We start from the raw sequence: 23,241 nt of genomic DNA on the forward strand, positions 1-23,241 counted from the left end.
ACATCGTGTCAGCCGGCGCTGTCAATGACTTCGACCCGACCGGAGCGATTCAAGGTGTGAATGCCACGCCTTGGCCAAGCCGGACCAACCTCGATGGGCTGGACGGATCCGAACACCACCTCGTCCAAATCCAGTCGAAGCAGTTCGATCAAGCCCAATCCGCCACCATAGGCGCGGGACCCGTCCTGAACGGGCAGGAAGAGGCGCTTCCCGCGGCGGATGAATGCACCGCCTGGCCTTGCTGCTGAACGGTTGATGGTGATGGGATTGAGCGGGTGTGGCTCATACGGTCCACGAAGCGAAGGGGCAGAATAGACCGACATCGTATCCGAGGCGCTGCCATAGCCGAAGCGTTCTGTGCCGAAGAGCCAGAAGCGACCGCCTGATTGAAGCAGCGTCGCATCATTGAAGTCCACGGCGGATAAAAGCACCGTGTCATGGATCCACCGGCCCGGAAACTCTTCCGCACGGTAGAGCACCAGCTCACGCGCTGCACTGCTTTCCGGAATCATGAAGATTTCGCCCGAGACCTCAAAGACTTGAGGATATGACAGATGGTGTGGTTCTTCGAGAACGGCCTTCGGCACGGAAAAGCTGCCGTCCTCCAGAAGTTCGGCAACGGAAATGATGCCGCGGCCCGTCTCATAGGGAAATTCCTCGACGAAGAGATAGTGACGGTTCCTGTATTCGAATAAGAACGGATCGGCATAAAAACGTCTGCCGTCATCGCTGAGTGTCGTGAACGGTTCGCCTTCCACGCTTCCCGCTTCCGCGACACCGGATCCGGCGATCTGCCGATAGGCGACCTGCCAATAGAAGGGTCGTCGCCCGCGTCTGATTTTTTCCACGAAGCGCGAGACGGCACCCACCGTTGCCGAGCGGGCATACGCGCTAAGGAACGAACGGTGCGCCTCCTTTGCAATCGCGTCGTCCAGTGGCTTGAGCTTGCCGGCAAAATAGCGCGCGACGCCTTGCAAAATCAGCGATATGGCGCCCGATAGCAAACTGTCGCAGGCGCGCGATAACCAAATGGGGTCGCCCGGCATGGGCAGGCCCCGTCCGACGGCCACGCCGTCTAGGCGAGTGATGAGAACTGCAGCCTGGCGGTTGGCCAGCATCCCTGCCACACCTTGAGATAGCCTCGTTTGCCCGCAGATGTCGATGGTCAGGACCGGAGCGTCCTGCGGCCCGGCACCGCCCATCAGATCAATGACAAGGTCGGCGTCCCCGGAGCCGGTTTCACACAGCGGCGTTGTGCGGCTTGCCAGCGAAGTACCAAATCGCAACGATTCGATATCCAATATCGCATCGAAGGCGCTCCTTCCCTCCTTGGTGCCACTGCCGTGTCGAATTGAAACGGCCATCCTCCTTGAGATGAGGCGATCAACAAGAACCTTTTCCCAAAGTCGTGTCACTTCGGGACGAGATATGATTAAAATATTTATCAAATCAGAACGTCTCATATCAGAACACATTACTTACAATTTCCCAGAAGCGGCATGTAATGGAGCACATCTATGCCATTTTGATCATGGAATTTTAGCATTAATCATAACGCTAGTTTCCAATACACTTAACGAAATCCGCCGCTAGTATCAGGACAACGCTACAATTGAGTCAATGGACCGTAAACCTCCAGGCTGGCCAGGCAGGAAATGAATATTTACGCAAATATGCCGCTTCCGCCGAAACGGCGCTTATTGATCGTCTTCGGGACCCGTCCGGAGGCGCTCAAGTGCTTTCCGGTTGCCAAGGCCGCCCTTGCCCACCCGGGGCTTGCCGTCGAGATCTGTGTTACGGCACAGCACCGGGAAATGGTTGATCAGGTCATCGGTTTGACGGGCCTGCCGGTCCATTACGATCTGAACATCATGCAGCCGGGCCAAACGCTGTTCGATGTCACCGCCCGTGTGCTGCTTGGCATGGCAGATGTCCTGGAGGCGGCAAAACCCGACATCGTCATGGTGCAGGGCGATACGACAACGGCGATGGCGGCGGCGCTGGCAGCCTTCTATCGGCGCATCCCGGTTGCGCACATCGAAGCCGGGCTTCGAAGCCATGACATTGCTTCGCCTTTCCCCGAGGAATTGAACCGCAAGATTGCAGGCGAGATTGCCACCTGGCACTTCGCGCCGACGCTTGAGGCACGCGACAACCTGCTCGCCGAAGGCAAGCCGGCTCGCAACATATTCGTCACCGGCAATACCGCCATCGATACCTTGCTGCATTTTTCTGCGGCGATGGACGCCGATGCGGCCCTTGCCGGCAAGTTTTCGGAGCGTTTTCCGTTCCTGGATAAACGCCGAAAGCTCATCCTGGTTACAGGCCATCGCCGCGAGAATTTCGATGGCGGGATCGACCGGATCTGTACCGCACTCACGACGCTTGCGGCGCGTGGTGACGTGCAGATCGTCTATGCCGTTCATCCCAATCCGAACGTTCGCTCGATCGTCACCGAAAAGCTCAGCGATGTTCCGAATATCCACCTGATCGAGCCGCAGGAGTATCTGCCCTTCCTGTATCTGCAAAAGCAGAGCCATCTCGTGCTGACGGACAGTGGTGGCATTCAGGAAGAGGCTCCATCGCTTGGCAAACCGGTCCTTGTGATGCGCGAGAACACCGAGCGCCCGGAAGGGATTGCGGCAGGCACCGCCCGGTTGGTCGGAACCGATATCAATACAATCCTGTCGAATGCTAGCCGGCTATTGGATGACGAAGCCGTCTATGGCGGCATGGCCGCGCGGCACAATCCCTATGGCGACGGCAAAGCGGGTACACGCATCATCGAGGAGTTGCTGCGACATGTCTGAAATTAGAAGCGTCTGCGTCATCGGTATGGGTTACATCGGCCTACCCACCTGCGCCATTTTTGCAAGCCGCGGCTTCGATGTCACGGGGGTCGATGTCAATGAAGCGGTCGTCGAGAAGGTCAACCGGGGTGAAATCCATATCGTCGAGCCCGATCTGGATGGCCTGATACAAAAGGTGGTCGCAACCGGAAGGCTCAAAGCCCGTACCAGCCCGCAATCGGCCGATGCCTATGTTATCGCGGTTCCCACTCCCCTCGGCGACGACCGCAAACCGGATGTCAGCTATGTCTTCGCTGCCGCACGAAGTATTGCCCCGGTTCTCAGGAAAGGCGACCTGGTGGTGTTGGAATCGACCTCGCCCGTCGGCACGACCCGTGCCATGACGAGCCTGCTCGCCGAGTTGCGGCCCGATCTTACATTCCCGTTGGTCGATGGGGATGAGGCGGACGTTATGGTTGCCTATTCGCCTGAACGGGTCTTGCCGGGCAAGGTCCTGACAGAACTTGTCAATAATGATCGATCGATCGGCGGACTATCGCGGGCATCCTCGAGGCGGGCCGTTGCGCTCTACGGAAGTTTTGTCGCCGGCGATCTGTTCATAACCGAAGCCGAGAGCGCCGAACTGGTCAAGCTTACGGAAAATGCCTTTCGCGACGTCAATATTGCCTTTGCCAACGAGCTTGCCGCCGTCTGCCAGACATTGTCGCTGAATGTCTGGGAGGTGATCGAACTTGCCAACCGGCACCCGCGGGTCAACATTCTGCAGCCTGGCCCAGGCGTCGGCGGCCACTGCATCGCGGTTGATCCCTATTTCATCATCGATGCCGCACCGGACAGCACATCCTTGATGCAAGCCGCTCGGCGCATAAATTCGGATCGTCCCTCCTCGGTCGTGCGGGACATCGAAGCTATCGTCGACCATACCGGCAAGAACAAGGTTGCCTGTCTTGGTCTCAGCTTCAAGCCGAATATCGACGATATGCGTGAAAGTCCTGCGGTCGAGGTCGTCAAGCGTCTGGCTGAAAGATCCGATCTCAAGCTTCTCGCCGTCGAGCCGAATGTGCGGCAATTGCCCGACGAGCTGAAGAACAAAGGCATTGTCTTCACCGATGCGCTTTCTGCAATAGACGAAGCGGATATCGTCGTGCTGCTCGTTGATCACCGACAATTCAATTTCATCGATCCGCAAGCCCTGCAAGACAAGGCGCTCGTCGATACACGCGGCCTGTGGACCTGGCGCAAGGCACGCAAACCGGATGCGCGCATTGAAGGCAAGGCAACGCGCGATATGGGAGACAGGGAGCTGGCGGCATGAACGCGCATGATGGCGACTGGTCGCAACATCCATTGCTGGCCAGCCGGCGCCGCGAATTTCTGGGAACACCGTTACACGCCCTGACAATGCAGGAAACGCTTGCCATTGCCGACGAGGCGATGGCAAGCGGTCATCGCCTCCACCATATCGTGGTGAACGTTTCCAAGCTCGTCAACATGCGAAGGAATGCCGAGCTGCACGAGGATGTCGTCACGGCCGACGTCGTCAATGTCGATGGCAAGGGTGTCCTTTGGGGCGCCCGGCTCTTCGGGCACTCATTGCCCGAAAGGGTTACCGGCATCGATGTCATGACAAATCTGTTTAGCCTTTGCGAGAAGCGCGGCTATCGGCCCTTCCTGCTTGGCGCCGAAGGCGATGTGCTTGACGCCGTTCTGCAGCGGCTTGCCAAAGCTCATCCTCATCTCTCGGTCGCCGGCGCGCAGGACGGTTATTTCCGGGACGACCAGGAGGCGGCGATTGTCGATGCGATCAACGCGTCGGGCGCCGACTGCCTCTTCGTGGCCATGCCGACGCCGCGCAAGGAGCGGTTCTTGAAGAAATATCGCGCGGCTCTGAAGCCGAGTTTCGTCATGGGCGTCGGCGGCAGTTTTGACGTCTATGGCGGCAAGGTGGCGCGGGCGCCGAAGATCATCCAGGCAATTGGCCTCGAATGGCTTTTTCGCGTCGGACAGGAGCCGAAGCGGCTCTGGCGCCGCTATTACGACACCAACACAGCCTACGCCGTCCTCTTATGGCAGGAATTTTGGGGTCACAGAAGCCGAAGGTAGTGGTCTCCTACCTTTGGCGCTAGCACGCTTCCGGTCCGTTGGACCTTCTCCCATTTATGCCTTCAAGCCCTCGATGCCAGGTCAGGAGGCATGAACAATCCGCGACCGCAGCCGTCGCAGAAGACCAAGCGTCGCGTTTGGATAAAGCATGGCATTGAGCGCCAGGAAAAGACCGCCACCGGAAAGACCGCCGGCGCAGAGCCGGACCAGCGATGGCGCTTGCGACAGCGCCGCACCGGCAAGCCACGTTACGAGGCCGACAGCGATCGCGACAAGGCAGGACATGCCGATGTCCCGCCAGGGAACCGGCACTGGCATCAATCGCTCGCTGATTGCGACGCAAGTGAGCAGCCCCAGGAGCGAGCCGGCAGCAAGCGCCAAGGCAGCCCCAAACGCTCCCATCGGCGGTATGAGCAGGAATGAGCAGGTGATGGTTGCGAGCGACCCCACCGCGTTGGCAATGCTCAGGAGCCAGGGACGCTTGTGTGCGTGAACCACGACACCATAGACGAAGCTAGTGAGATTGGCGCAAAGAACGCTGAAGGCAATGATCGGAAAGAGCGCGCCGCCTTGACCATGATAGTTGCCTGGAAGCAGCAGTCCCGTGATGTCGTTGCGAAGCACGATCAGCATTGCGGCAACCGGAAGACACAAACGCATCATCAGCGCCAGCAAGCGCGAGAGAACTAACCTGGCGGCCGATGGTCCGTCATCGTCGAAGCGGCTGACGACCTCCGGAAAGGCGCCCATATTGATGGCGTTCGCAACCATGTCGATCGGTTGACGCGCAAGAGCATAGGCAGCGGCAAAAATGGCAACTGCGCCGGCATCGTAATAGACCTTGAGAAACAGGCGCTCGGCATTGTTAAGGCCAAAACCCAACAACGCCATCACGATAAGCGGCAGGCCGAGGCCAAAGAATTCGCCAACCGTAAAACGTGGCGGCCCGGCAACGACCCGACGCCACGCCACCATCCAGGCAACCAGTCCGGCGACGAACGCGCCGAGGCTTGAAGCGAGCGACAGCGACAAAAACGAAGCGTTGACGACGGCGAGGGAGACAAGGGGCAAGGCGAGTTGCAGGACGGCACGCACAAACTCAAGCATGGAGTAGCTCGAATGACGCTGCTGCATCTGCAGCACGGTAAGCGCGAGACGTCCTGTCGCGCCGGCAATGATATAGGCGCAGACAGCCAGCGAAAACGCCACCGCCCGCTCCGGCACAAGAAATTTCGAGGCAACCGTCGAGACACAGAGCGCGAGTGCTGTCGTGACGACCAGAACCTTTGCCGCCAGCTTGATGCTGCCGCGGCTGATAGCTCCCTTGCCGCCCAACCTGAGCAAGGAAATCCGCAGCCAGTTGGTGATAGCGAGATCGGTCATCTCGCCCAGTGTCACGACAAGGGTCAAAAGACCGTATTCGGTCTGGTCGACCAACCGCGTTGCCAAGACGAGCAGCAGCAACGCGGAAATGCGCGTCAAAAGAATTGCCGGGGCATATATCAGCGTCGATCGAAGCAGCAAGGAACCATCCTTTGGAAGCCTCCCGTATTTAACCGGGCCGATGGTAGGAGCCTAACGAAATGTCTGGACAAGGTGAATCTCGGGTTTGGTCGAGTGATCGCATAAACCTTAACGACAAGCTTTGCTTTGCGGGATCGTCACCCCATGCTAGCCAAGCGGCATGACCAAGCGCCCTGATCTCGACAGACCCTTGCACGTGCTTGTTGCAACGCCCGCGGGCCTCGCCGGCCAGGGCGGGATCGATCGAATTATGAGTACGCTGAGAGCCGAGCTCGCACGCCAGGCAAGAGACGACATCAGCGTCCGGTTTCGCGCAAGCCGTGGTTCCGGCTCTGTCCTTCTGTCAGTCTTCTATATGCTTGGCTTCTGTTTCGAGATGACGGTGGCGCACCTATTCAGGCGCTGTGATATCGTGCACATCAACCTGTCGAGCTTCGGCAGCACCTACAGGAAGATGATCATTGCGAGATGGGCGCGCCTCCTTGGCATCGCCTATGTGCTGCATTTGCACGGAGCAGAATATCAGACATTCTGGACGGCTAACGAGAGCCTGCTTGCGACCCATATTCGCGCCATGTTCGAGAATGCCGGCGGGATCGTGGTGCTCGGAAGGGTATGGGCCGATTTCGTTGCAAAACAAGCACCAGCGTCTGCCGGCCGCATCCTCATCATCCCCAATGCGGCTGCGGCTCCTTCGACAAAGCATGTCGGCGGCGGCGACAAGGTTCATATTCTCTTTCTCGGCCGAGTTGGGAAACGGAAAGGGGTACCCCAACTGATCGCGGCCCTTGAACATATGAGGGATCTGCCAGGTTGGCGCGCAACCATCGCCGGCGACGGCGAAGTCGAAGAGGCGCGTGCGGAGATTTCCCGGCTCGGGCTTGCCGATCGTGTCGAGATCCCTGGCTGGGTTGGCGCCGACGATGTGGCAAATCTGATCGCCACGGCCGACATCCTCACCCTCCCCTCCTTTGCCGAAAATCTACCTGTTTCCGTCATCGAAGGCATGGCAGCCGGGCTCGCGGTTGTCACCACCCCTGTCGGGGCGGTCAGCGACATCGTTCGGAATGGCGAAAGTGGGCTGTTGATCGAGCCGGGCGACGTCGAGGCACTGTCGGCCGCACTCACGACGCTGACGAAGGATGAGCATTTGCGCAAGAAGCTTGGGGAGGCTGCACAGCAGGTCCACCGGGAAAAGCTCGATTCCGAGCCTTTCGCCGCCGCGTTGATCAACTGCTGGAAGTCCGCTAGCCAGGGCATCTCGCCTGCCGTTGCAGCTCATGAAGATGACGAGGCTGCGGGAATTCCGCCAAGCCATCGACAAACGGCTCAGAGCTGGAACTTGAGAGAGCATGACAGCTAGCCTATGCCGGCTGGGGGAGACGGAATGCAGATATTGGATGTGGCGCGTAGCGCATATATACGAAGCCCGGCAATCGTGCGCCACTCGTTGGCTCCGTTGGTGTCGCTGCTGCCAACGCAGATGAAGTTCGGCAAGACCTATCGTGCCTGGAGAACTCGTATTTCCAGGGCCGCGGCGGACCCGATCTATTCCAACGACGAGCATCTGGCGGCCCTTAGATCATTGGTGGGCAAAGCCCATGCCGGAAGCCCTTTTTATCATGATCTGATCGATCGCGCCTTCGGCCCCGATTTCGACTCGGCAAAACTGGAACCTGAAAGCCTTCGGCAATTACCCATTCTCGGCAAGGCCGAGCTTCGAACCGCCGGTGAAGCCGCGCTTTGCGTTCCGAGATATCTGCTGGACAAGGTCGCGACCAGTGGCTCCAACAGCGAGCCGCCTTTCAGCTTCTATCTCGACAAGGATCGCAGCGCCCGCGAGATGGCTTTCGTCTATGATGTCTGGTCGCGGATCGGCTTCACCGAAGATCAGGCGAGGGTGTGCTTGCGCGGGTTCAGCCTGGATGAAAAGGGGCACCAGAAGTACCGATGGGACCCGGCACTCAAGGAGCTCCGGCTCGCCGTCTTCCCGATGACGGAAGACGACGCGTCGTTCTATCTCGATCTCATCGATCGCTATCGGGTGGAGTTTCTTTATGGCTATGGGTCGGCAATCGAGCTGCTATGCCGCCATATGCGCAGCCTCGGCCGCCGGCCTCAAAGGCCGGTGCGCGGTATCATGCCGATCTCCGAACCGCTCTTCGATCATCAACGCGCGCTGATCAGATCGGTCCTTGGCGACGTCCGGTTTTCCGCCTTTTATGGCTTGAGCGAAAAGGTCCTGTTTGCTGCCCCCGTACCGGGCGAGGAGGACGTGTACGAATTCAACCCGCTTTACGGACTCGCCGAACTCGTCGATGAGGAAGGCAATATGGTGACGAAGCCCGGCGAGGCAGGCCGCATCATCGGCACCGGCTTCCTGTCGACCGGGATGCCCTTCATCCGCTACGACACCGGCGATTGCGCAGAATTGGTGTCCGTCGCCAGCCACGAAAATGGCCAGCGCCTGCGCGTGCGGGCACTGACGCCTCGCCGAAAGCCAGGCTATCTGATCGCATCCGACGGCAGTCGTGTCGTCCCCGTCGATATGACGGAGGCCGACGAGGATCTCTTCAGCGGTATCGCGGAATTTCAATTTTTCCAGGAAAGGCCGGGATTTGTCGTCATCCGCTACATCCTTGCGGATGGCGGCACGCCCGATGACGCCGCAAGGCTTGCCGCTCGCTTGCAGCAACGCGCTCAGAATCGCCTGATCTTCACGACCGAAGCGGTCACAAAGATTGCCTGTGGCCGCCACGGCAAACGCAGCTTCATCGATCAGCGTGTTGATTGGGCACGCTCGAAGCCGGCGTACCAAGCCCCAGAACCTTGAGGAGAGCCTGATCGGCAATGGCCGGGCCATTCGGAAGGATGAGGCTCATGCCGTATGGATTGGAATACTCCCACACTGACCAGGGGATATGGAGCCGGTCGGCTTCCTGCCTCAGCGCCGCCATATAGCGCAACCGGTCGATATCGTATGCGCCGGAGCGCCCATCATCGGTCAGGAGGATGACGCCAAATTCACCCATGAACAAGCGATCGGGCGGGATCTGGTGAGCTTTTGCCCAATCAACGGCCTCGCCAAGTCGGGCCTGCATCTGCGGCAGTCCCCAACTCTCGGTGAAATAATTCCGGATGGCTTTGCGCATCCCGGCAACAACGACAGCTTGCCTGATGCCATTCAGCCCGGCAGCGCGCATATGCGCCTTCAGGTTTTCGATTACCTTGTCGGGCGAACCGCTAGCGGCAGGCCACGGCAGACCAGAACTGAACGTGCTCGGATCATCCGGGCGCTGATGCGTAAAGCTGTGCGGCTCGTACATATGAAAACTATAATAGATGCTCGGGTCATCAAAATCAGGATCGAGATCCGTCAGGCCGGTGATGCTGCCGCCGCAAGCGCCGGTCGCGATAATGGTGAGATCGGCGCTCACCGCCCGTATGTCGGCAACGGTCGCGGCCATGATCCTTTGCCAGTCCTCGGTGCCCGTGCGATCGCAGGGATAGAAAGCGGGCTCGTTGTAGGGCTCAAGCGCGACCGCGCCGGAACCGACCCTGGCCAGCATGCCGGCCACCGCCTTGACCATCTCGCGATAGTGCGCGACGCCCGGACTGTCGGCGCCGTCATAAAGCATCGTAATGTCATAGGCCGGCACCTGGCTGACGCTATGCAGATTGAAGACAACTTTGAGATCCGCATCCGTGACCTGCCGGACGGCGGCTTCGAGTATATCGAGCGCCTGCTCGCGGCGTGGGCCGCTGCTTGCAAGCAGAGGCCCGGGATCGACGCTCAATCGGACGAAGTCGAAGCCCATGGATCTTATGCGACGAAACTCGTTGCCATCAGGCCAGTCGCTGAGCGGCCGGGAACCTGAACGCCATTCCTGCTGGGTGCGATAGGGAGGCCAGCGATAGGACCCGTCGGTTTCAAGCGGCGACCAATTCAGCCATTCGTGCACACCGACGCCGCGCGACAGGATAAGCGGCGTCGCACGACCTGCCGTCACCAGGCAAAGCGTAAGCAGGACCGCCCCCAATACTCTCTTCATAGCCGTCTCCGATCTCGTCCTGATGACGTTAACCGAAGCAGTCGAAAAAGAGATTGAAGGCCGCTGAGCTTTCGGTCGGCATGGTATATCAAGATTGAATGTCGACGGAGGGCCAATGACGCTCGGCTGGTATATCAATCGCTTGCGCAGCATGGAACCTGCGGAGGTCGCGCATAGGCTGCGTGAACATTACTGCAAATCGGCCTCGCGTGGGCGCGACGAAAGCTGGGCGTCTTATCCAGGACAAGAGCTCCATCCGGTTCTGCCGCGGTTGCGGGACCAGGTCCTCGCGGCAACGCCAGCCCAACGGCAGGCGATCGCGGCCGCAGCGTGCGAAACGCTTTCCGGAAGATTTTCAGCACTCGGCAGGGAATGGCCGGAGCGTGCCCCGTCGGCTCTCTTTCCAGACGATCTGTGGCGGCTCGATCCGGTGACCGGCAAAAACTGGCCGGGCGGGGATACCTATTGCTTCGACATCAACTTCCGGCGCGATGGACAACACGGGGACATTAAATATGCCTGGGAGATCAACAGGCTGCAGATGCTGCCGCCGCTCGGCGCCTACCTGCTTCTCGACGGCGATAACCGGGCGCGTGACGCCATCGAGACGGCGATTGCAAGCTGGCATCGGGCCAATCCTCCGTTTCGCGGCATTGGCTGGGCCTCAGGCATCGAAGTGGCGCTGCGCGCCATCAGTTTGATTGTCACCCTCGCCATTGCCGGCGAGCGTCTCGGCGACGGCGTGGTCAAGCTTGCCGGCGAAATTCTTGCGGCAAGCGCCTATTGGCTGAAACGGTTTCCCTCAAAATTTTCCTCTGCCAACAATCATCGGATCGCCGAATTGGCCGGCCTGTATCTGATTGGCCGCGCATTCGGAAATCCCGCCGTGAGCGCGCGCATCGAGATTGCCGAGGAGGCATCGAAGCAGCTCCACGAAGACGGAACAGGGGCCGAACAGAGCCCGACCTATGCCGCCTTCAGCGCCGAACTGCTTCTGTTATGCGCTCTGGCCGCCCGTGATGCAGGCGATGCTTTTCCGGCTACCTTCGACAAGCGGCTCCTGGCCTTTGCCGATTTCATCAACTGGATCTATCCGACGAGCTCGGGATTTGGCGACGACGACGAGGGCCGCGTGTTGACGCTTGGTGGCGAGCGGGACTATTGCGCTTCCGTCGCATCCGCCATCCGGGGCTTTTTCGGCGCACCGGGCATTATCCCTCCGCCTGACGATTTCCGCACGCTGGTCTTTGGCGCGCCATCGGTGCCAATTGCTCGACCGCGGGGCCTGAAGTCGTTTCTGCAAGGCGGGCTCAGTGTATGGCATGGAGTCATCAACGAAAGACAGATCGACCTGAGGTTTGATCATGGACCGCTCGGCTATCTGTCGATCGCAGCCCATGGACATGCCGACGCCCTGTCGCTGACCCTTGATGTCGACGGCCAGCCGGTACTTGTCGATCCCGGCACTTGGCTTTACGGCTCCGGGGGGGCGTGGCGGAACTGGTTCCGATCAACGCCGGCGCACAACACCCTGAACATCAACAGTGAGAGCCAAAGCGTCATTTCGGGCGCGTTCAACTGGTCGCACAAGGCGCGAACGAAACTCACCGGGCGAACTGACCAACCGGATTGGTCGCTGACGGCCCGCCATGACGGATATCTCCGGCGCTTCGGTGTGTTTCATGAAAGGCGCATCATGCACCAGCATGGCGGGATCCGCATCGAGGACCGGTTGATCGGCGCCAACCGGGACGCCGAGATCGTCTTTCAACTGGCACCCGGTCTTGGCGCAAGCAGAGATCACCAGACGATTACGATATCGCACGGCACTGATGCATTGCTGGCCATCCAATTTCCCGACGGCATGATTTCCACCTCAATCGGTGGAGACACCCCGGGCAAAGGAGGCTGGGTATCCCCGAATTTCGGGTCGAGATTGCCCGCCGGGCGCATTTCCTGGCGCGGCCCTGTCGGCGAGAGCGGCATCGTGATCACGCTCGCCCCGATCCCCCGCCATCAGCGTTAAGGACGTTTTAATATTTCATCCGCCGGCCGGAACTGATCTGCTATGAAGCCAGCGGCCGGAAAGCCGGTGCCGCCTCCTTGGCCGACAAGAGTGTGACGCAGAAACAGGACGTTTGCCGCATACAAGCAGGAATCATGCAGCCATGTTTTCGGAAATTATCAGCAAGATCGCGAATAAGCTTTCAGGCGATAATCTGCTCACTCTGAGCCTGCTTCTGGCCACAGCCTTGGGCAGCGCGCTCATCGTTTACTGGAGAACAGTCGAGCGCAAGTCTTTCAGGGATTTTTTCGACTTTGCATTCCCGCCAGAGATCCTCTGGCATCCTTCGGCCCGGGCTGATGCGCTCTTCTGGGTCACCAAACGGTTGATCATGCCATTCCTGTTCATTCCGGCCGGTATTACCTTTGTCGTCGGCATGGGTTATGCAACGCATCAGTTGCTCGGCTGGCTCTTCAATATCCACGAACCAATCATCAGTGACGCGGGTCCCCTGACGATCGTCATCTTCACCGCGACGATGTTGCTGGCGTATGACATATCCTACTATCTCTACCATTATGCCCAGCATCGTTTTCCGTTCCTGTGGGAATTGCACAAGGTGCATCATTCGGCCGAGGTGATGGTCGGCATCACCAAGGACCGCGTCCATCCGCTTGACGATCTGATGAACCGGGCCTGGGATGGCGTAATCGCGGGAACATGTTTCGGCATATGGTCGCTGATCGCGCTTGATCCGGTCGAAGTCACGGTTTTCGGGATCAACGTCTACGTCATCCGCAATATTCTGATGATGGACTTCGTGCGTCACACACACTTGAAGATTTCATTCGGCCCGTTGAACCACATCATTCTTTGCCCGCATTGGCACCAGCTGCATCACAGTGTCGATCCACGCCATTACGACAAGAATTTCGGGCTGCTGTTTTCATTCTGGGACCGGCTGTTCCGGACCCAATACGTTCCCGAGCCAAACGAGGATTTCAAGTTCGGTCTGATGGACCGCGATGCGCGGGACTATCAGTCACTGCCGGGCCTCTACATACTGCCGCTGAAAAAGATGTGGAGGCATTTGAGTTCCTTCGTACGCAAACACCGGAACCGCGTCGCTCCGCTTCAGGATGGCTCGCAATCATGACGATGGGTGTGGAAAGATTTGAAGTCGTCACCTCAAATGCGCGGCTTGAGGAGATCGCCAAGCCCTGGATGGATCTCTGGCGCGATGTCGATGGATTGATCTTCCAAAGTCATGCGTGGATTTCCGGCTGGTGGCAGGCGACCCCGGATTCACACCGCCGCAAGCTGCGTATCGGTCTGATATGGCAGGGCGACAAACTGCTTGCCGTGTTGCCGCTGGCAATCAACCGCCGCAAGGGGTTGCGCTTTCTGGAATGGGCAGCAAACAGCTACGCCGACTATGGGGACATTCTTGCAGCGCCTGAATGTCCAACGACCGCGCTCGCGCGTCTATGGAGGATGACGTCGGCGATGGGTGGCTACGATATAGCTTTCCTCAACCGTCTGCAGCCGGATGCTATAGCCCACAGATTGATCGCCCCCGCCATTGAAGCGGCAAGACTTCGCCCCAATCATCGCACTGAGGCGAGCTACCGCGTGGCCGGAGACTGGGCGAATGGGACGGCATGGCTCAATGCCCAGTCGAAGAAGACACGTCAGAACTATCGTCGCTCCATCAAAATCCTGCAGGAATCCGGCGAGATCCGGTTTCGTCTGGTGGGCGACGGCGAGCCAGTTCAGCCGATCCTCGACCGATTGGCGATCCTGAAACGCAAATGGCTTGCCACGCACGCGCGCCAATCACAGCTGTTCGACGAGGGAGCGCCGATACTGGCAGCCCTGGTCCAAGCGCTTGCAGACCAGGGCCTTCTGCGCATCTTCGTCCTGGAATGCAATGACGTGGTGATTGCCGTCTCCGTCAATTTTGTCCAGCGCAACACGATGATGGCCTTCGTCACGACCTACGACCCGGATTTCTCCAGAGGCTCGCCCGGTATGGTCCTGATGATGGATTACATCATGTGGTCTATCGATCAGGGTTTGTCGACCGTGGATTTCCTATGCGGTGCGGAGGCGTTCAAGGAGCGTTTTGCTACGCACTCGCTCAGGCTGAGCTCTGCAAGTGGCGCGAGAACGTTGACAGGCGCTGCATTGTCACTGGCCGATAGCCTGCGCCACAAATTCCGCAATGCCAAGCCGAAGAAGCCGGCCACGGCGTCGGTTCCGGACGAACAGGCAATGGGATGAGGCGGCGATCCGCACAGATAATCGCTGTCACGCTTTCAAGCCGTACCCGGACCTACCAGTGATTGGCTCGCTCTTCTCAACGGCGACTTTGGTGTGAACCATAGTGACGCTTGAAAGCCGGGACGAATCGATCGTCCCGGCGATATTCTTCACGCGGCGAGAAGTTCATCCGCGGGGCCAAAGAACTCGTAGTGAATGCGGTCCTGCGGTACACCAGCGTGGGCGAGGCCACCCACCAATGCGCCCAGGAAGGGCTTGGGGCCGCACAGATAGAAGTCGGCAGACTGGAACGGCGTGTTATCCTGGAGCCATCCAACCGTGACAAAACCGTCATGGTCATGCGAATAGCCGGCAGCATCGGAAGCGGTGGGTTCGCTATAGAATGTGCGAACGGCAACGCGCCCGTGCGTCTTTGCCAGCGATCTCACGTGGCGATCCATCGCGTGAGTGGAGCTGTTGAGCGCCCCGTGCACAAAGTGCGCTTCCAGATCGGGATATTCGGAAGCGATCGCTTCGAGCATACTGACCATGGGCGTGAGGCCTACACCGCCCGACAACAGAACGATGGGACGCTCCGGTTCCTCAGGAAGGAAGAAATCGCCTGCCGGCGGCGTGGCTTCCAGCGTGCTGCCCACCGTCACACGATCATGCAGATAGATCGATCCGCCTTGCCCGGTAGCCTCGCGTTTTACCGAAATCCGATAGTGCTCGTCATTTGGACCGCACGAGATCGAGTAATTCCGCTTGATCTGCGTACCATCTTCAAGCCTGAGGCGGAACGTGAGGTATTGGCCGGGCCTGTGCCTTATGACAGCACCACCATCTGTTGGCCGCAAAATGAAGGAGGTGACGACATCACTTTCCTTCAGCTTCTCGGTGACCGTGAACGAGCGCCATCCGTTCCATCCTCCGGTCGTTGCCTCGAGCTCGGAACGGATCTGCAATTCACGTTCCTTGAGCACATCGGCCAGAAACCAGTAGGCCTCGCCCCAGGCGCTCAGCAGTTCCGGGGTCGCAGCTTCGCCGAGCACGTCGGCGATCGCGGCAAGCAGCGCCTTTGCAACAAAGGGGTAATGTTCTGGCAGGATGTGATAGCCGATGTGCTTATGGGCGATCCGCTCCACGACAGGTCCGAGCACGCCCAGGTTATCGATGTTTTGGGCATAGCCCAGGATTGCCGCCGCGAGCGCCTTGACCTGAGAACCGCCCTCGCCCTGATTGGCATGATTGAACAATTCACGAATGTGATCGTCCTGGAACAAGATTGCATACATGCGCTTGGTAATCGCTGTCCCGTTGGCTGCGAGCGCCGGAACACTTTGCTTAACAAGCTCGACAGTGCGTGGTGAAAGTGGTTTTGGCAAAGCAATGTCCTTTCATTGAGTTATTGTAAATCTGCTGGCCTGCTTCCGTAGAACTCGATGTGTAGAGCCACAGGACCGAGAAGCTCGAGGTGATGCGGAATTTCCGGCGCGACCAGCCCCGGATTTTCCGTGTCGAGAAATGATCCCCTCCGTGGACGACTGTTCAAGGTAACGAACTGCCCCATGCTTGATGCGGATCACGCCCCAGGTGTTGGCCTTAAAGGGTGTGGAAACGAAGCAGTGCCGGAGGGATGGTGCTTTCGTTGAATTCGGCAGTGATCTTGTAAGGGCGCTCTTTTGCGTCCTCGACAGATGCCGGCCTGGGTTTGGATTCGGAAACGCGGCCATGGATTGCCGCTGAAAGGCGCCCGCCTATACGCGTAGCCTTCGCCTGCATTGCGAGAGCTGATTGCGAAGGCAGGATCTCGTCGGTGGTTATCCGCCAGAGCTCAAGCCACCGGCTGAACATCTCGGGCCGGATGCGCGGCGCGTGCATCAGATGCATCGAGACAGGGTTTCCCTTGTAACGCCCGCTCATCAACATGACCGATGACCAGAATTCACCGAGGCGCTCGAGATGCTCATCCCAGTCTTCAACTACGGCGAACACGGGACCGATCTGATCGTCCTTGCGGACGCGGTCGTAAAATTTGCGCAGGACCTCAGAGATCTGCTCTTCTGTAGGCATCCCCAACTGCATCACCCAAACTCCATAAACATGCATCTGGGATACATCTATTGGGGTTCCGAAAAACATGCTATCTAAATGCATCTTTTCCGGAACGGTCTTTTTGACGCAGGGGTGATGATGCGATTGACCCGCTACACTGACTACGCGATCCGTGTGCTGATTTACCTCGGTGCGCGCGAGGATGAGCTTTGCTCGATCCGAGAAATCGCTCGAACATTTGCGATATCTCAGAACCATCTTATGAAAGTAGTTCAGGATCTTGCGAACGCCGGCTTCATCAAATCCGTGCGTGGTCGGAGTGGAGGAATCCGGCTGAACGGACCTGCCGAGCGCATCAACATGGGCGCGCTGTTGCGCCACACCGAGGGACTTACGGATCTGATTGCATGTTCAGAGTGCATGATCGCACCTGCGTGCGGAATGCCGCCGATCCTCTCAGAGGCAACCAAGGCTTTCGTGGCCGTATTCGACAAATATAGCGTGGCCGACCTGGTGCGGCGTAAGGCCGATCTCCGCGTATTGTTGCAAGCGGCATGAGCCGACGCCACCTCTTTGGTGCTCTCGGGTTGGTCAGTCTTGGGCTTGCTCGAGCCATCGGTGATGCTTCACACCGTCAAAGTGCTGACATCACGGCCTCTGATTGTCAGACGCCAAGCCTTGGGGCACGCTCTGCCTGCCTATCACGGTTAATTCCGAACTCTGCCAACGGCCAGCCGACCCGTGCTCCCATCGGACAGCTTCACCCTTCCCCACGCTGACATGAGATCCGGCGCTCTCGTGACCTCCGCTTGCCCAGTGCGACCGTCCGAGCACTTCACCGGAAGAGTAACTGTCGGGCGTCGATCCTTCAGGTCGTAGGTGCCGAAACATTTCACCGAATGCCGTGACGATTGGACCGAGAAGCGGCCTCGGCCGCGCGACGCTACGGTGGAGCCTTCGAACGTCTCACCGGAGTCCATTTTCACTGAGACGGGAAGAACAATGCTACGTTGTTCACGACCCGGCGACTTCAGTGGGCTTGCATCCGCGCTTCTCAAAGCTTTGGAAATGCTTGGAGCCATAACGTGGTTTTCGGCAAGCTGGACATAGTCCTCGTAGGGAATGGCACCTTTCGCGTAAGCGGTGAGGATCCGGCGGCAAAACTCAAGACGGACATTGGCCTCTGGAACGCCCATGAACTTTGCAAGTCTCTCTTGCACTTCCTGTTTGATGCCACCGCGGCGGCATGCCTCGATACTCCTGTTGAGAACCGAGGCATCGCTCAGTCGATTCCTATCATATTCATACCCGCCCCTGCTCGTGACGGATGCGGCGTTCGCCGACACAGAAAGGGTCGCCATAGTAACGGCCACCAAAATCTTAAACTTTTTCATTCTGACTCTTTTTCTTAGTATGCCTAGCGCTCGTGCATCGCCTCGATGAGTTTTTAGCGATGAGCAAAAACAGATATTGCAGAATTCGACGCCTGCCGGTCCCCAACTTCCACTGTGGCCGCCACCATTTCCTTCAAATTGTTTTCATTTCAACCCTGCGTCGTCCATTTTTATCTTCTCGTCTATCTATTATTTTCCGGAGTTGTTTGAACTTATCGGCTCACCAGCAACCATCTGCCGCCAGCGTGCCTCGAAAAGTGCGGTTTTCCTAGAAGTCGGCCCAAAGGCCCAATCCACCGCCCCTTTTTGCACCACGGACCTAAAAGGCGGTTTCTGGACGCACCAGGGGATTCACGTATCTGATTGTTTAGACACTGTTGCGTTAACTTATACGGAAGTTATATCGGCAATAGCTTCCCTTGCCGCAGCATCGACCACATGGCAGGTAACGACAGTTATGGATTCGCGGCCGCAAATTACCTATCTCGGTCTTCCTGGATGAGTGAACTCGCCGGAGAGACAGGCTTTCAGGCCCTTCACCCAAGGTTGGGCAAACTTTTCTCCGTAGATGCGTGGAATGGTATCCCCCGTCTTCCCGTGCGCCACTGCAAGCGCCTTCGATTGGCGGGCCATGGCAGCGGTGCCGCAGGACGGCGAAAAGCAACCAAAGTGACTTTGGCCATCTAGTCGGAAGTCGAGCTGCTGGCATTCTGGTGGAAACTTCGCTTGGCGTCAAAACGGTGCGCAAGAGAGCGAGATAATTTTTCTGCCCTAGGGCGCACAAGGGGCTTGCTTCAAGACCTTCGCATACCCGTATAACGCCCCCCGAAGTCAAACGGAGGAGTGAATGACTGACGGCCACCGACAATAATATCCCGCAGCGTCTCTACCATGGCACGCGGGCTGATTTGAAACCGGGGGATCTGATCGCGGTTGGCTACAACTCCAACTTCGGTACAAGGAAGCCGAAGTCCTGGGTCTATCTTACTGGCACGCTGGATGCCGCTATCTGGGGCGCTGAGTTGGCCGTCGGCGACGAACGGGAAAGGATCTACATCGTCGAACCGACCGGCCCGATCGTGGATGCCCCCAAGCTGACCGACAAGAAATTCCCTGGCAACCCGACGCAGTCCTACCGCTCCCGCGAGCCGCTCCGGATCATCGGCGAGGTTACGGGGTGGCAAGGCCACTCCACCGAACGGCCGAAAGAAATGAAGGACCATCTCCAGCGCTTGAAGGCGCAAGGTGTCGAAGCTATCGACTAATGCGACTAAGCCGCCCTCCGATTGCGGGCGACCTACTGCATGTTTCTTTAAATCGGAACCGATTTAAGGATAAACACATGCCGCAATTCAAAGTGCTACAACAACCTTTGTGCGTCTGATAAAACACACGGCGCTGTAGCCGGATATCTGCAAAAGCTCGTCGATCGGGACAAATGCCTGCTTTAGCCGCCGTTGAAGAGATGTCTGCTGCGGCAGGATCCGCGGTTTGCCCGAGTCCGCAGCTAAGCGAGATTTCGCAAAGTCCCGATTAGTGCAACAATTCTTGATCTGATTTTTGCATCGTAGCACGTCGCCTGCGCCGATACCGGTCAGGGGTGCAGGGTCGCCACTTTCGTACTCTCTTGATGGCATACCGAGGCGCTCGGCCGCTTCGATCTTGCCGATCCCTTGGCTCTCGACTGGGAGATCTCCGGGGAGATGGCCACGATCTTCATCTATCTCACATGAAAGCAAGACTTTCTATCCCACCGCCCATCGCGCCGGGATCGGCGAGATCGTTGCCTTTGGAAATAACCTGTGAGCATGTCACCACACTCCCTCACTTGGTCAAACCTGGCATACGTGAGACTAACCGGAGAGCGCTTGCCTCCGGCTCCCCCTCCCGCCGAGGCCGGCGGCGATCCGAAATTGCCGGTCTGGGTGTCGCGGCATCTGACCGACCGGAGCCGGTTCATGCTGGCCCGAAGACCGAAACTCTCCCTCCTACTCAGTCTGATGACCGCCTCGGACGGACGAAGCGCTCACAGAGCGATGACGGCAAGACCTTTTTGAGCATCCTCGGGTCACAGCGCCCAAGGGATGCCTCCATACACGGCGACATCGCCAGCGGTACAGCGTTTCGAAGATCGATCAGTGGGAACAATGCTTACACCACAATCAGTCTGATGCTCACGTCCCGTCCGATCCGGCGGCTACTGTGTGCTATGGTCGTCCGCGTTTGAAGGAGCGGTACACCTTACGCTTTCAGAACCCCGAGAGCCCGCGCGTTCCACATCTTCCGGAGTATCAGTCGATACCGATCGGCTCATGCATGTGGACTATCCGGAGGCCGTGGAGGCGCGCTGAGGGGGATCGATACCTCAGACCGGTCGACGACGACTAACTAACCAGCCAATCCCCGCGACGTGAACTCGCTTGCCAATGAGGCGTCACCAGGCCCCTCAGGACTGCCGCGTCGCGTTAACCAGAGGCTACGAGGTGGAAGCGGAGGGCAGACGTCGGCATCATTCCGGCTAATTTCTTACCGCTGACCCCACCAATCGCGGCAGCACCTGAAAGACATCACGCTTCCTGCGTGTTAGATAGGCACATGGCCTCGCCGATTCGGCAATGGGGCGCCCGTCGCGAGGTCCGCCGTGAGTTTGGTTACGCGTGGTCGTTGTCAGCTGACAATTCCGCTAAAGCCCGGATTTTCAAGGCAAACTTTTTGAGATACCGCCGGTATTAATTTCCTCTTAACCAAAAATGGCTTGACGGAATCGAAAGACTCACGATCATTTGCGCAGATTTATCCGATTTTCAGGGATTTGCGTGAATGTCTACCAACCCCGCGATTGTTGAGAAACCCAAAAAGGCAAATCAGGTTTCAATCGACGAAACCATCCGGCATGATTCCAGCATGCTCAGTAGCCAGCTACAGGTTCTCTTCGAGAAGCTGTTTTCGCCTGATGCCCGCAAGTCCTTGCGGAGGTTCAGCAGCATCGAAGCTGCCCGCTTGCTTGGCGTGACAGACAGCTATGTCCGCCATCTGGCTGCGCAGGTCGAAACCATCAATCCCGAAAAGACCGCAGCGGGCCGGCGGGCGTTCTCGCTCGAAGAAATCCACGAGATGCGGCATTACCTCGGGCGCACGAAACCGGCCTATTTGCCAATGCGGCGTGAGGGCGATCATCTGCAGGTGATCGCGGTGACCAATTTCAAGGGCGGATCCGGCAAAACGACTACCTCCGTTCATCTCGCCCAGTTTCTCGCAATGCGCGGCTATCGCGTCCTTGCCGTAGATCTCGATCCTCAGGCCTCGATGTCGGCGATGCTCGGCTATCAGCCGGAGTTCGACGTCGGCGAAGACGAGACGCTCTATGGCGCCATCAAGTATGATGAGACCCGCCGTGACGTGGCCGAGGTCGTGCGGGAGACCTATTTCCCCGGGCTCGATCTCATTCCCGGAAACCTGGAACTCCACGAATTCGAGCATGATACTCCCCGTGCGCTCGCCGATGCGGAGCGTGACGATGGCAACATGTTCTTCATGCGCGTCGGAAACGCTCTGCAGTCGCTGCAGGATCGATATGACGTCGTCGTTATCGATTGCCCGCCAACCCTTGGCTTCCTGACCTTGTCGGCACTCTGCGCGGCAACAGCCGTCCTCATCACGGTTCATCCTCAGATGCTCGACGTTGCTTCGATGAACCAGTTCCTGACGATGACATCGGACCTGCTTTCCGTCGTGAAGGAGGCAGGCGGCAATCTCGAATATGACTGGATGCGCTATCTGGTCACCCGCTATGAGCCCAATGACGGCCCGCAGGCGCAGATCGTCGCCTTCCTGCGCAGCCTTTTCGGCGATCGGGTCCTGACATCGATGATGGTGAAATCGACGGCAGTCTCGGACGCCGGCCTTTCCAAGCAGACCATCTACGAGGCGGGCCGGGAGACGATGCACCGGCAAACCTACGACCGCGGCGTCGAAGCGATGGACGCCGTCAATTCGGAGATCGAACAACTCGTTCGCAATGCATGGAGCAGAGCATGAGCCCCAAAGGTCGCGATATTCTGAAAAGCATGGTTGGATCCACGGATCCGGGTAAGCAAGAGACGCCGAGCCTGAGCCAGACCCACCGGCCTTCCGGATCGGTCAAGGCCATGAGCCTTTCGCTTGGGCGCCTTGGAGAAGAGGCGGCCGCCGCCAGAGCGCTGAGGGAATCGCTTGCATCCGGCGAGAAGGTTCTCGATCTTGACCCGTCCACGGTGGCGACCTCCTTCATCCGCGATCGCATCCCGATCGAGCAGGATCCCGAATTCGAGACCTTGAAGCAGTCGATCAAGGAAAGCGGCCAGCAGGTTCCGATCCTTGTGCGGCCAGATCCGGCAAGATCGGGCCACTACCAGGCCGCCTACGGCCATAGACGTCTTCGCGCCGCCGCCGAAATCGGAGTGCCGGTCAGGGCGATCGCGCGCAAGCTTTCCGATGAAGAGCTGATCCTTGCTCAAGGCCAGGAGAACGGCGCACGTGTCGACCTCACCTTCATCGAGCGCGCCCTGTTTGCGCAGCGCATGGAGGAGCATGGCTTCAACCGCGACACGATCTCCAAGGCGCTGGCGACCGACAAGCCCGAAACATCTCGCTTGCTTCAGGTGGCCCAGGCCGTCAATTCGGAGATCATTCTGGCCATAGGGCCAGCTCCGAAGGTCGGTCGTCCGCGCTGGCTGGCTCTTGCCGACAAGCTCAAGAATGCTTCGCTTGCAGGAAAGGCGCGCGCCGCGGTCAACGCCACTGGTTTTTCGGCACTCGACAGTAACAAGCGTTTCGAGGCACTGTGGAAAACACTTGAGAGCAAGCAGGAAGACGGGGGAGGGGAGGAGACGGTGCGCAGCCGCAAAGGCTTGCCGCTGGCCTCCGTTGCCCGCTCTGGCAAGTCTCTGAAGATCACAGTGAAATCACCGTCCTTTTCCGACTTCATAACACGCCGGCTGCCTGAACTGGTGGCCGAGTTCGAAGCGGAAAACGATGAAAATTAAAGTAATTAGCCC

At 58.4% G+C, this 23,241-nt stretch carries 18 protein-coding genes; 12 read left to right on the forward strand and 6 right to left on the reverse strand.

Features of this window, described 5'->3' with window-relative positions; genetic code table 11:
• Positions 1-8 precede the first annotated feature (8 nt).
• Positions 9-1,364 (reverse strand): hypothetical protein, encoded by a 1,356-nt coding sequence (locus AAE029_RS10355; protein ID WP_371072742.1) that lies wholly within the window; start codon positions 1,362-1,364, stop codon positions 9-11.
• 291 nt (positions 1,365-1,655) lie between these two features.
• Between AAE029_RS10355 and wecB the strand changes: the two genes are divergently transcribed.
• From wecB to AAE029_RS10370, 3 genes are read left to right on the forward strand one after another with little or no spacing between them, the layout of a single operon-like run.
• Positions 1,656-2,810 (forward strand): non-hydrolyzing UDP-N-acetylglucosamine 2-epimerase, encoded by a 1,155-nt coding sequence (gene wecB, locus AAE029_RS10360; protein WP_371072743.1) that lies wholly within the window; start codon positions 1,656-1,658, stop codon positions 2,808-2,810.
• Positions 2,803-4,125 carry a UDP-N-acetyl-D-mannosamine dehydrogenase gene (wecC, locus tag AAE029_RS10365; RefSeq protein ID WP_371072744.1) on the forward strand — a complete coding sequence of 441 codons (1,323 nt, stop codon included), beginning with the start codon at positions 2,803-2,805 and terminating at the stop codon, positions 4,123-4,125. The genes wecB and wecC overlap by 8 nt, the downstream gene beginning before the upstream one ends.
• Positions 4,122-4,913 (forward strand): WecB/TagA/CpsF family glycosyltransferase, encoded by a 792-nt coding sequence (locus AAE029_RS10370; RefSeq protein ID WP_371072745.1) that lies wholly within the window; start codon positions 4,122-4,124, stop codon positions 4,911-4,913. The genes wecC and AAE029_RS10370 overlap by 4 nt, the downstream gene beginning before the upstream one ends.
• Before the next feature lie 81 nt (positions 4,914-4,994).
• Here the strand turns inward: AAE029_RS10370 and AAE029_RS10375 are convergent, their stop codons facing one another.
• A complete protein-coding gene (locus AAE029_RS10375) occupies positions 4,995-6,437 on the reverse strand; it encodes a lipopolysaccharide biosynthesis protein (protein WP_371072746.1) in 1,443 nt (480 codons plus the stop codon).
• Between the two features lie 160 nt (positions 6,438-6,597).
• Between AAE029_RS10375 and AAE029_RS10380 the strand changes: the two genes are divergently transcribed.
• Together AAE029_RS10380 and AAE029_RS10385 are read left to right on the forward strand one after the other, a co-directional pair.
• Complete coding sequence (locus AAE029_RS10380) at positions 6,598-7,800, forward strand: glycosyltransferase family 4 protein (protein WP_371072747.1); 1,203 nt, start codon at positions 6,598-6,600, stop codon at positions 7,798-7,800.
• A 24-nt stretch (positions 7,801-7,824) separates the two neighbouring features.
• The gene (locus AAE029_RS10385; RefSeq protein ID WP_371072748.1) at positions 7,825-9,270 is read left to right on the forward strand and encodes a hypothetical protein; all 1,446 of its coding nucleotides are present in this window, start codon (positions 7,825-7,827) and stop codon (positions 9,268-9,270) included.
• Here AAE029_RS10385 and AAE029_RS10390 read toward each other — a convergent pair.
• Positions 9,209-10,489, reverse strand: a complete 1,281-nt coding sequence (locus tag AAE029_RS10390) for a glycoside hydrolase family 5 protein (RefSeq protein ID WP_371072749.1) — start codon at positions 10,487-10,489, stop codon at positions 9,209-9,211. The two genes, AAE029_RS10385 and AAE029_RS10390, sit on opposite strands and share 62 nt — an antisense overlap.
• A 115-nt stretch (positions 10,490-10,604) precedes the next feature.
• Between AAE029_RS10390 and AAE029_RS10395 the strand changes: the two genes are divergently transcribed.
• From AAE029_RS10395 to AAE029_RS10405, 3 genes are all read left to right on the forward strand, one after another.
• Positions 10,605-12,515, forward strand: coding sequence for a heparinase II/III-family protein (locus tag AAE029_RS10395; protein ID WP_371072750.1), 1,911 nt, complete (start codon positions 10,605-10,607; stop codon positions 12,513-12,515).
• Between the two features lie 142 nt (positions 12,516-12,657).
• The gene (locus AAE029_RS10400) at positions 12,658-13,650 is read left to right on the forward strand and encodes a sterol desaturase family protein (protein WP_371072751.1); all 993 of its coding nucleotides are present in this window, start codon (positions 12,658-12,660) and stop codon (positions 13,648-13,650) included.
• Positions 13,647-14,777 carry a GNAT family N-acetyltransferase gene (locus AAE029_RS10405; protein ID WP_371072752.1) on the forward strand — a complete coding sequence of 377 codons (1,131 nt, stop codon included), beginning with the start codon at positions 13,647-13,649 and terminating at the stop codon, positions 14,775-14,777. The genes AAE029_RS10400 and AAE029_RS10405 overlap by 4 nt, the downstream gene beginning before the upstream one ends.
• Before the next feature lie 149 nt (positions 14,778-14,926).
• Here the strand turns inward: AAE029_RS10405 and hmpA are convergent, their stop codons facing one another.
• The gene (gene hmpA, locus AAE029_RS10410; protein WP_371072753.1) at positions 14,927-16,141 is read right to left on the reverse strand and encodes an NO-inducible flavohemoprotein; all 1,215 of its coding nucleotides are present in this window, start codon (positions 16,139-16,141) and stop codon (positions 14,927-14,929) included.
• Positions 16,142-16,358: 217 nt separating this feature from the next.
• A complete protein-coding gene (locus AAE029_RS10415) occupies positions 16,359-16,829 on the reverse strand; it encodes a group III truncated hemoglobin (RefSeq protein ID WP_371072754.1) in 471 nt (156 codons plus the stop codon).
• A 120-nt stretch (positions 16,830-16,949) separates the two neighbouring features.
• On the opposite strand from AAE029_RS10415, the gene AAE029_RS10420 reads away from it, so the two are divergent.
• Positions 16,950-17,369 (forward strand): Rrf2 family transcriptional regulator, encoded by a 420-nt coding sequence (locus AAE029_RS10420; protein ID WP_371072857.1) that lies wholly within the window; start codon positions 16,950-16,952, stop codon positions 17,367-17,369.
• A gap of 149 nt (positions 17,370-17,518) precedes the next feature.
• Here AAE029_RS10420 and AAE029_RS10425 read toward each other — a convergent pair whose 3' ends face one another.
• The gene (locus AAE029_RS10425) at positions 17,519-18,205 is read right to left on the reverse strand and encodes a hypothetical protein (RefSeq protein WP_371072755.1); all 687 of its coding nucleotides are present in this window, start codon (positions 18,203-18,205) and stop codon (positions 17,519-17,521) included.
• A gap of 851 nt (positions 18,206-19,056) precedes the next feature.
• Between AAE029_RS10425 and arr the strand changes: the two genes are divergently transcribed.
• The 3 genes from arr to repB all read left to right on the forward strand — a co-directional run bounded on the left by arr (position 19,057) and on the right by repB (position 23,229).
• Positions 19,057-19,470 carry an NAD(+)--rifampin ADP-ribosyltransferase gene (gene arr / locus AAE029_RS10430; RefSeq protein ID WP_371072858.1) on the forward strand — a complete coding sequence of 138 codons (414 nt, stop codon included), beginning with the start codon at positions 19,057-19,059 and terminating at the stop codon, positions 19,468-19,470.
• Between the two features lie 1,555 nt (positions 19,471-21,025).
• Positions 21,026-22,243, forward strand: a complete 1,218-nt coding sequence (gene repA, locus AAE029_RS10435; protein ID WP_371072756.1) for a plasmid partitioning protein RepA — start codon at positions 21,026-21,028, stop codon at positions 22,241-22,243.
• Entirely contained in the window at positions 22,240-23,229 is a 990-nt protein-coding gene (gene repB / locus AAE029_RS10440; protein ID WP_371072757.1) for a plasmid partitioning protein RepB, read from the forward strand. The genes repA and repB overlap by 4 nt, the downstream gene beginning before the upstream one ends.
• The last annotated feature ends 12 nt before the right edge of the window (positions 23,230-23,241 follow it).

The sequence above is a fragment of the Sinorhizobium sp. CB7 genome, assembly GCF_041357635.1.
Taxonomy (GTDB): Bacteria; Pseudomonadota; Alphaproteobacteria; order Rhizobiales; family Rhizobiaceae; genus Rhizobium.

Excerpts from the sequence above, each read along its gene's own strand:
- AAE029_RS10355 (WP_371072742.1), bottom strand. The coding sequence starts at position 1,364 with ATGGCCGTTTCAATTCGACACGGCAGTGGCACCAAGGAGGGAAGGAGC.
- wecB (WP_371072743.1), top strand. The coding sequence starts at position 1,656 with ATGAATATTTACGCAAATATGCCGCTTCCGCCGAAACGGCGCTTATTG.
- wecC (WP_371072744.1), top strand. The coding sequence starts at position 2,803 with ATGTCTGAAATTAGAAGCGTCTGCGTCATCGGTATGGGTTACATCGGC.
- AAE029_RS10370 (WP_371072745.1), top strand. The coding sequence starts at position 4,122 with ATGAACGCGCATGATGGCGACTGGTCGCAACATCCATTGCTGGCCAGC.
- AAE029_RS10380 (WP_371072747.1), top strand. The coding sequence starts at position 6,598 with ATGACCAAGCGCCCTGATCTCGACAGACCCTTGCACGTGCTTGTTGCA.
- AAE029_RS10385 (WP_371072748.1), top strand. The coding sequence starts at position 7,825 with ATGCAGATATTGGATGTGGCGCGTAGCGCATATATACGAAGCCCGGCA.
- AAE029_RS10390 (WP_371072749.1), bottom strand. The coding sequence starts at position 10,489 with ATGAAGAGAGTATTGGGGGCGGTCCTGCTTACGCTTTGCCTGGTGACG.
- AAE029_RS10395 (WP_371072750.1), top strand. The coding sequence starts at position 10,605 with ATGACGCTCGGCTGGTATATCAATCGCTTGCGCAGCATGGAACCTGCG.
- AAE029_RS10400 (WP_371072751.1), top strand. The coding sequence starts at position 12,658 with ATGTTTTCGGAAATTATCAGCAAGATCGCGAATAAGCTTTCAGGCGAT.
- AAE029_RS10405 (WP_371072752.1), top strand. The coding sequence starts at position 13,647 with ATGACGATGGGTGTGGAAAGATTTGAAGTCGTCACCTCAAATGCGCGG.
- AAE029_RS10415 (WP_371072754.1), bottom strand. The coding sequence starts at position 16,829 with ATGCCTACAGAAGAGCAGATCTCTGAGGTCCTGCGCAAATTTTACGAC.
- AAE029_RS10420 (WP_371072857.1), top strand. The coding sequence starts at position 16,950 with ATGCGATTGACCCGCTACACTGACTACGCGATCCGTGTGCTGATTTAC.
- AAE029_RS10425 (WP_371072755.1), bottom strand. The coding sequence starts at position 18,205 with ATGAAAAAGTTTAAGATTTTGGTGGCCGTTACTATGGCGACCCTTTCT.
- repA (WP_371072756.1), top strand. The coding sequence starts at position 21,026 with ATGTCTACCAACCCCGCGATTGTTGAGAAACCCAAAAAGGCAAATCAG.
- repB (WP_371072757.1), top strand. The coding sequence starts at position 22,240 with ATGAGCCCCAAAGGTCGCGATATTCTGAAAAGCATGGTTGGATCCACG.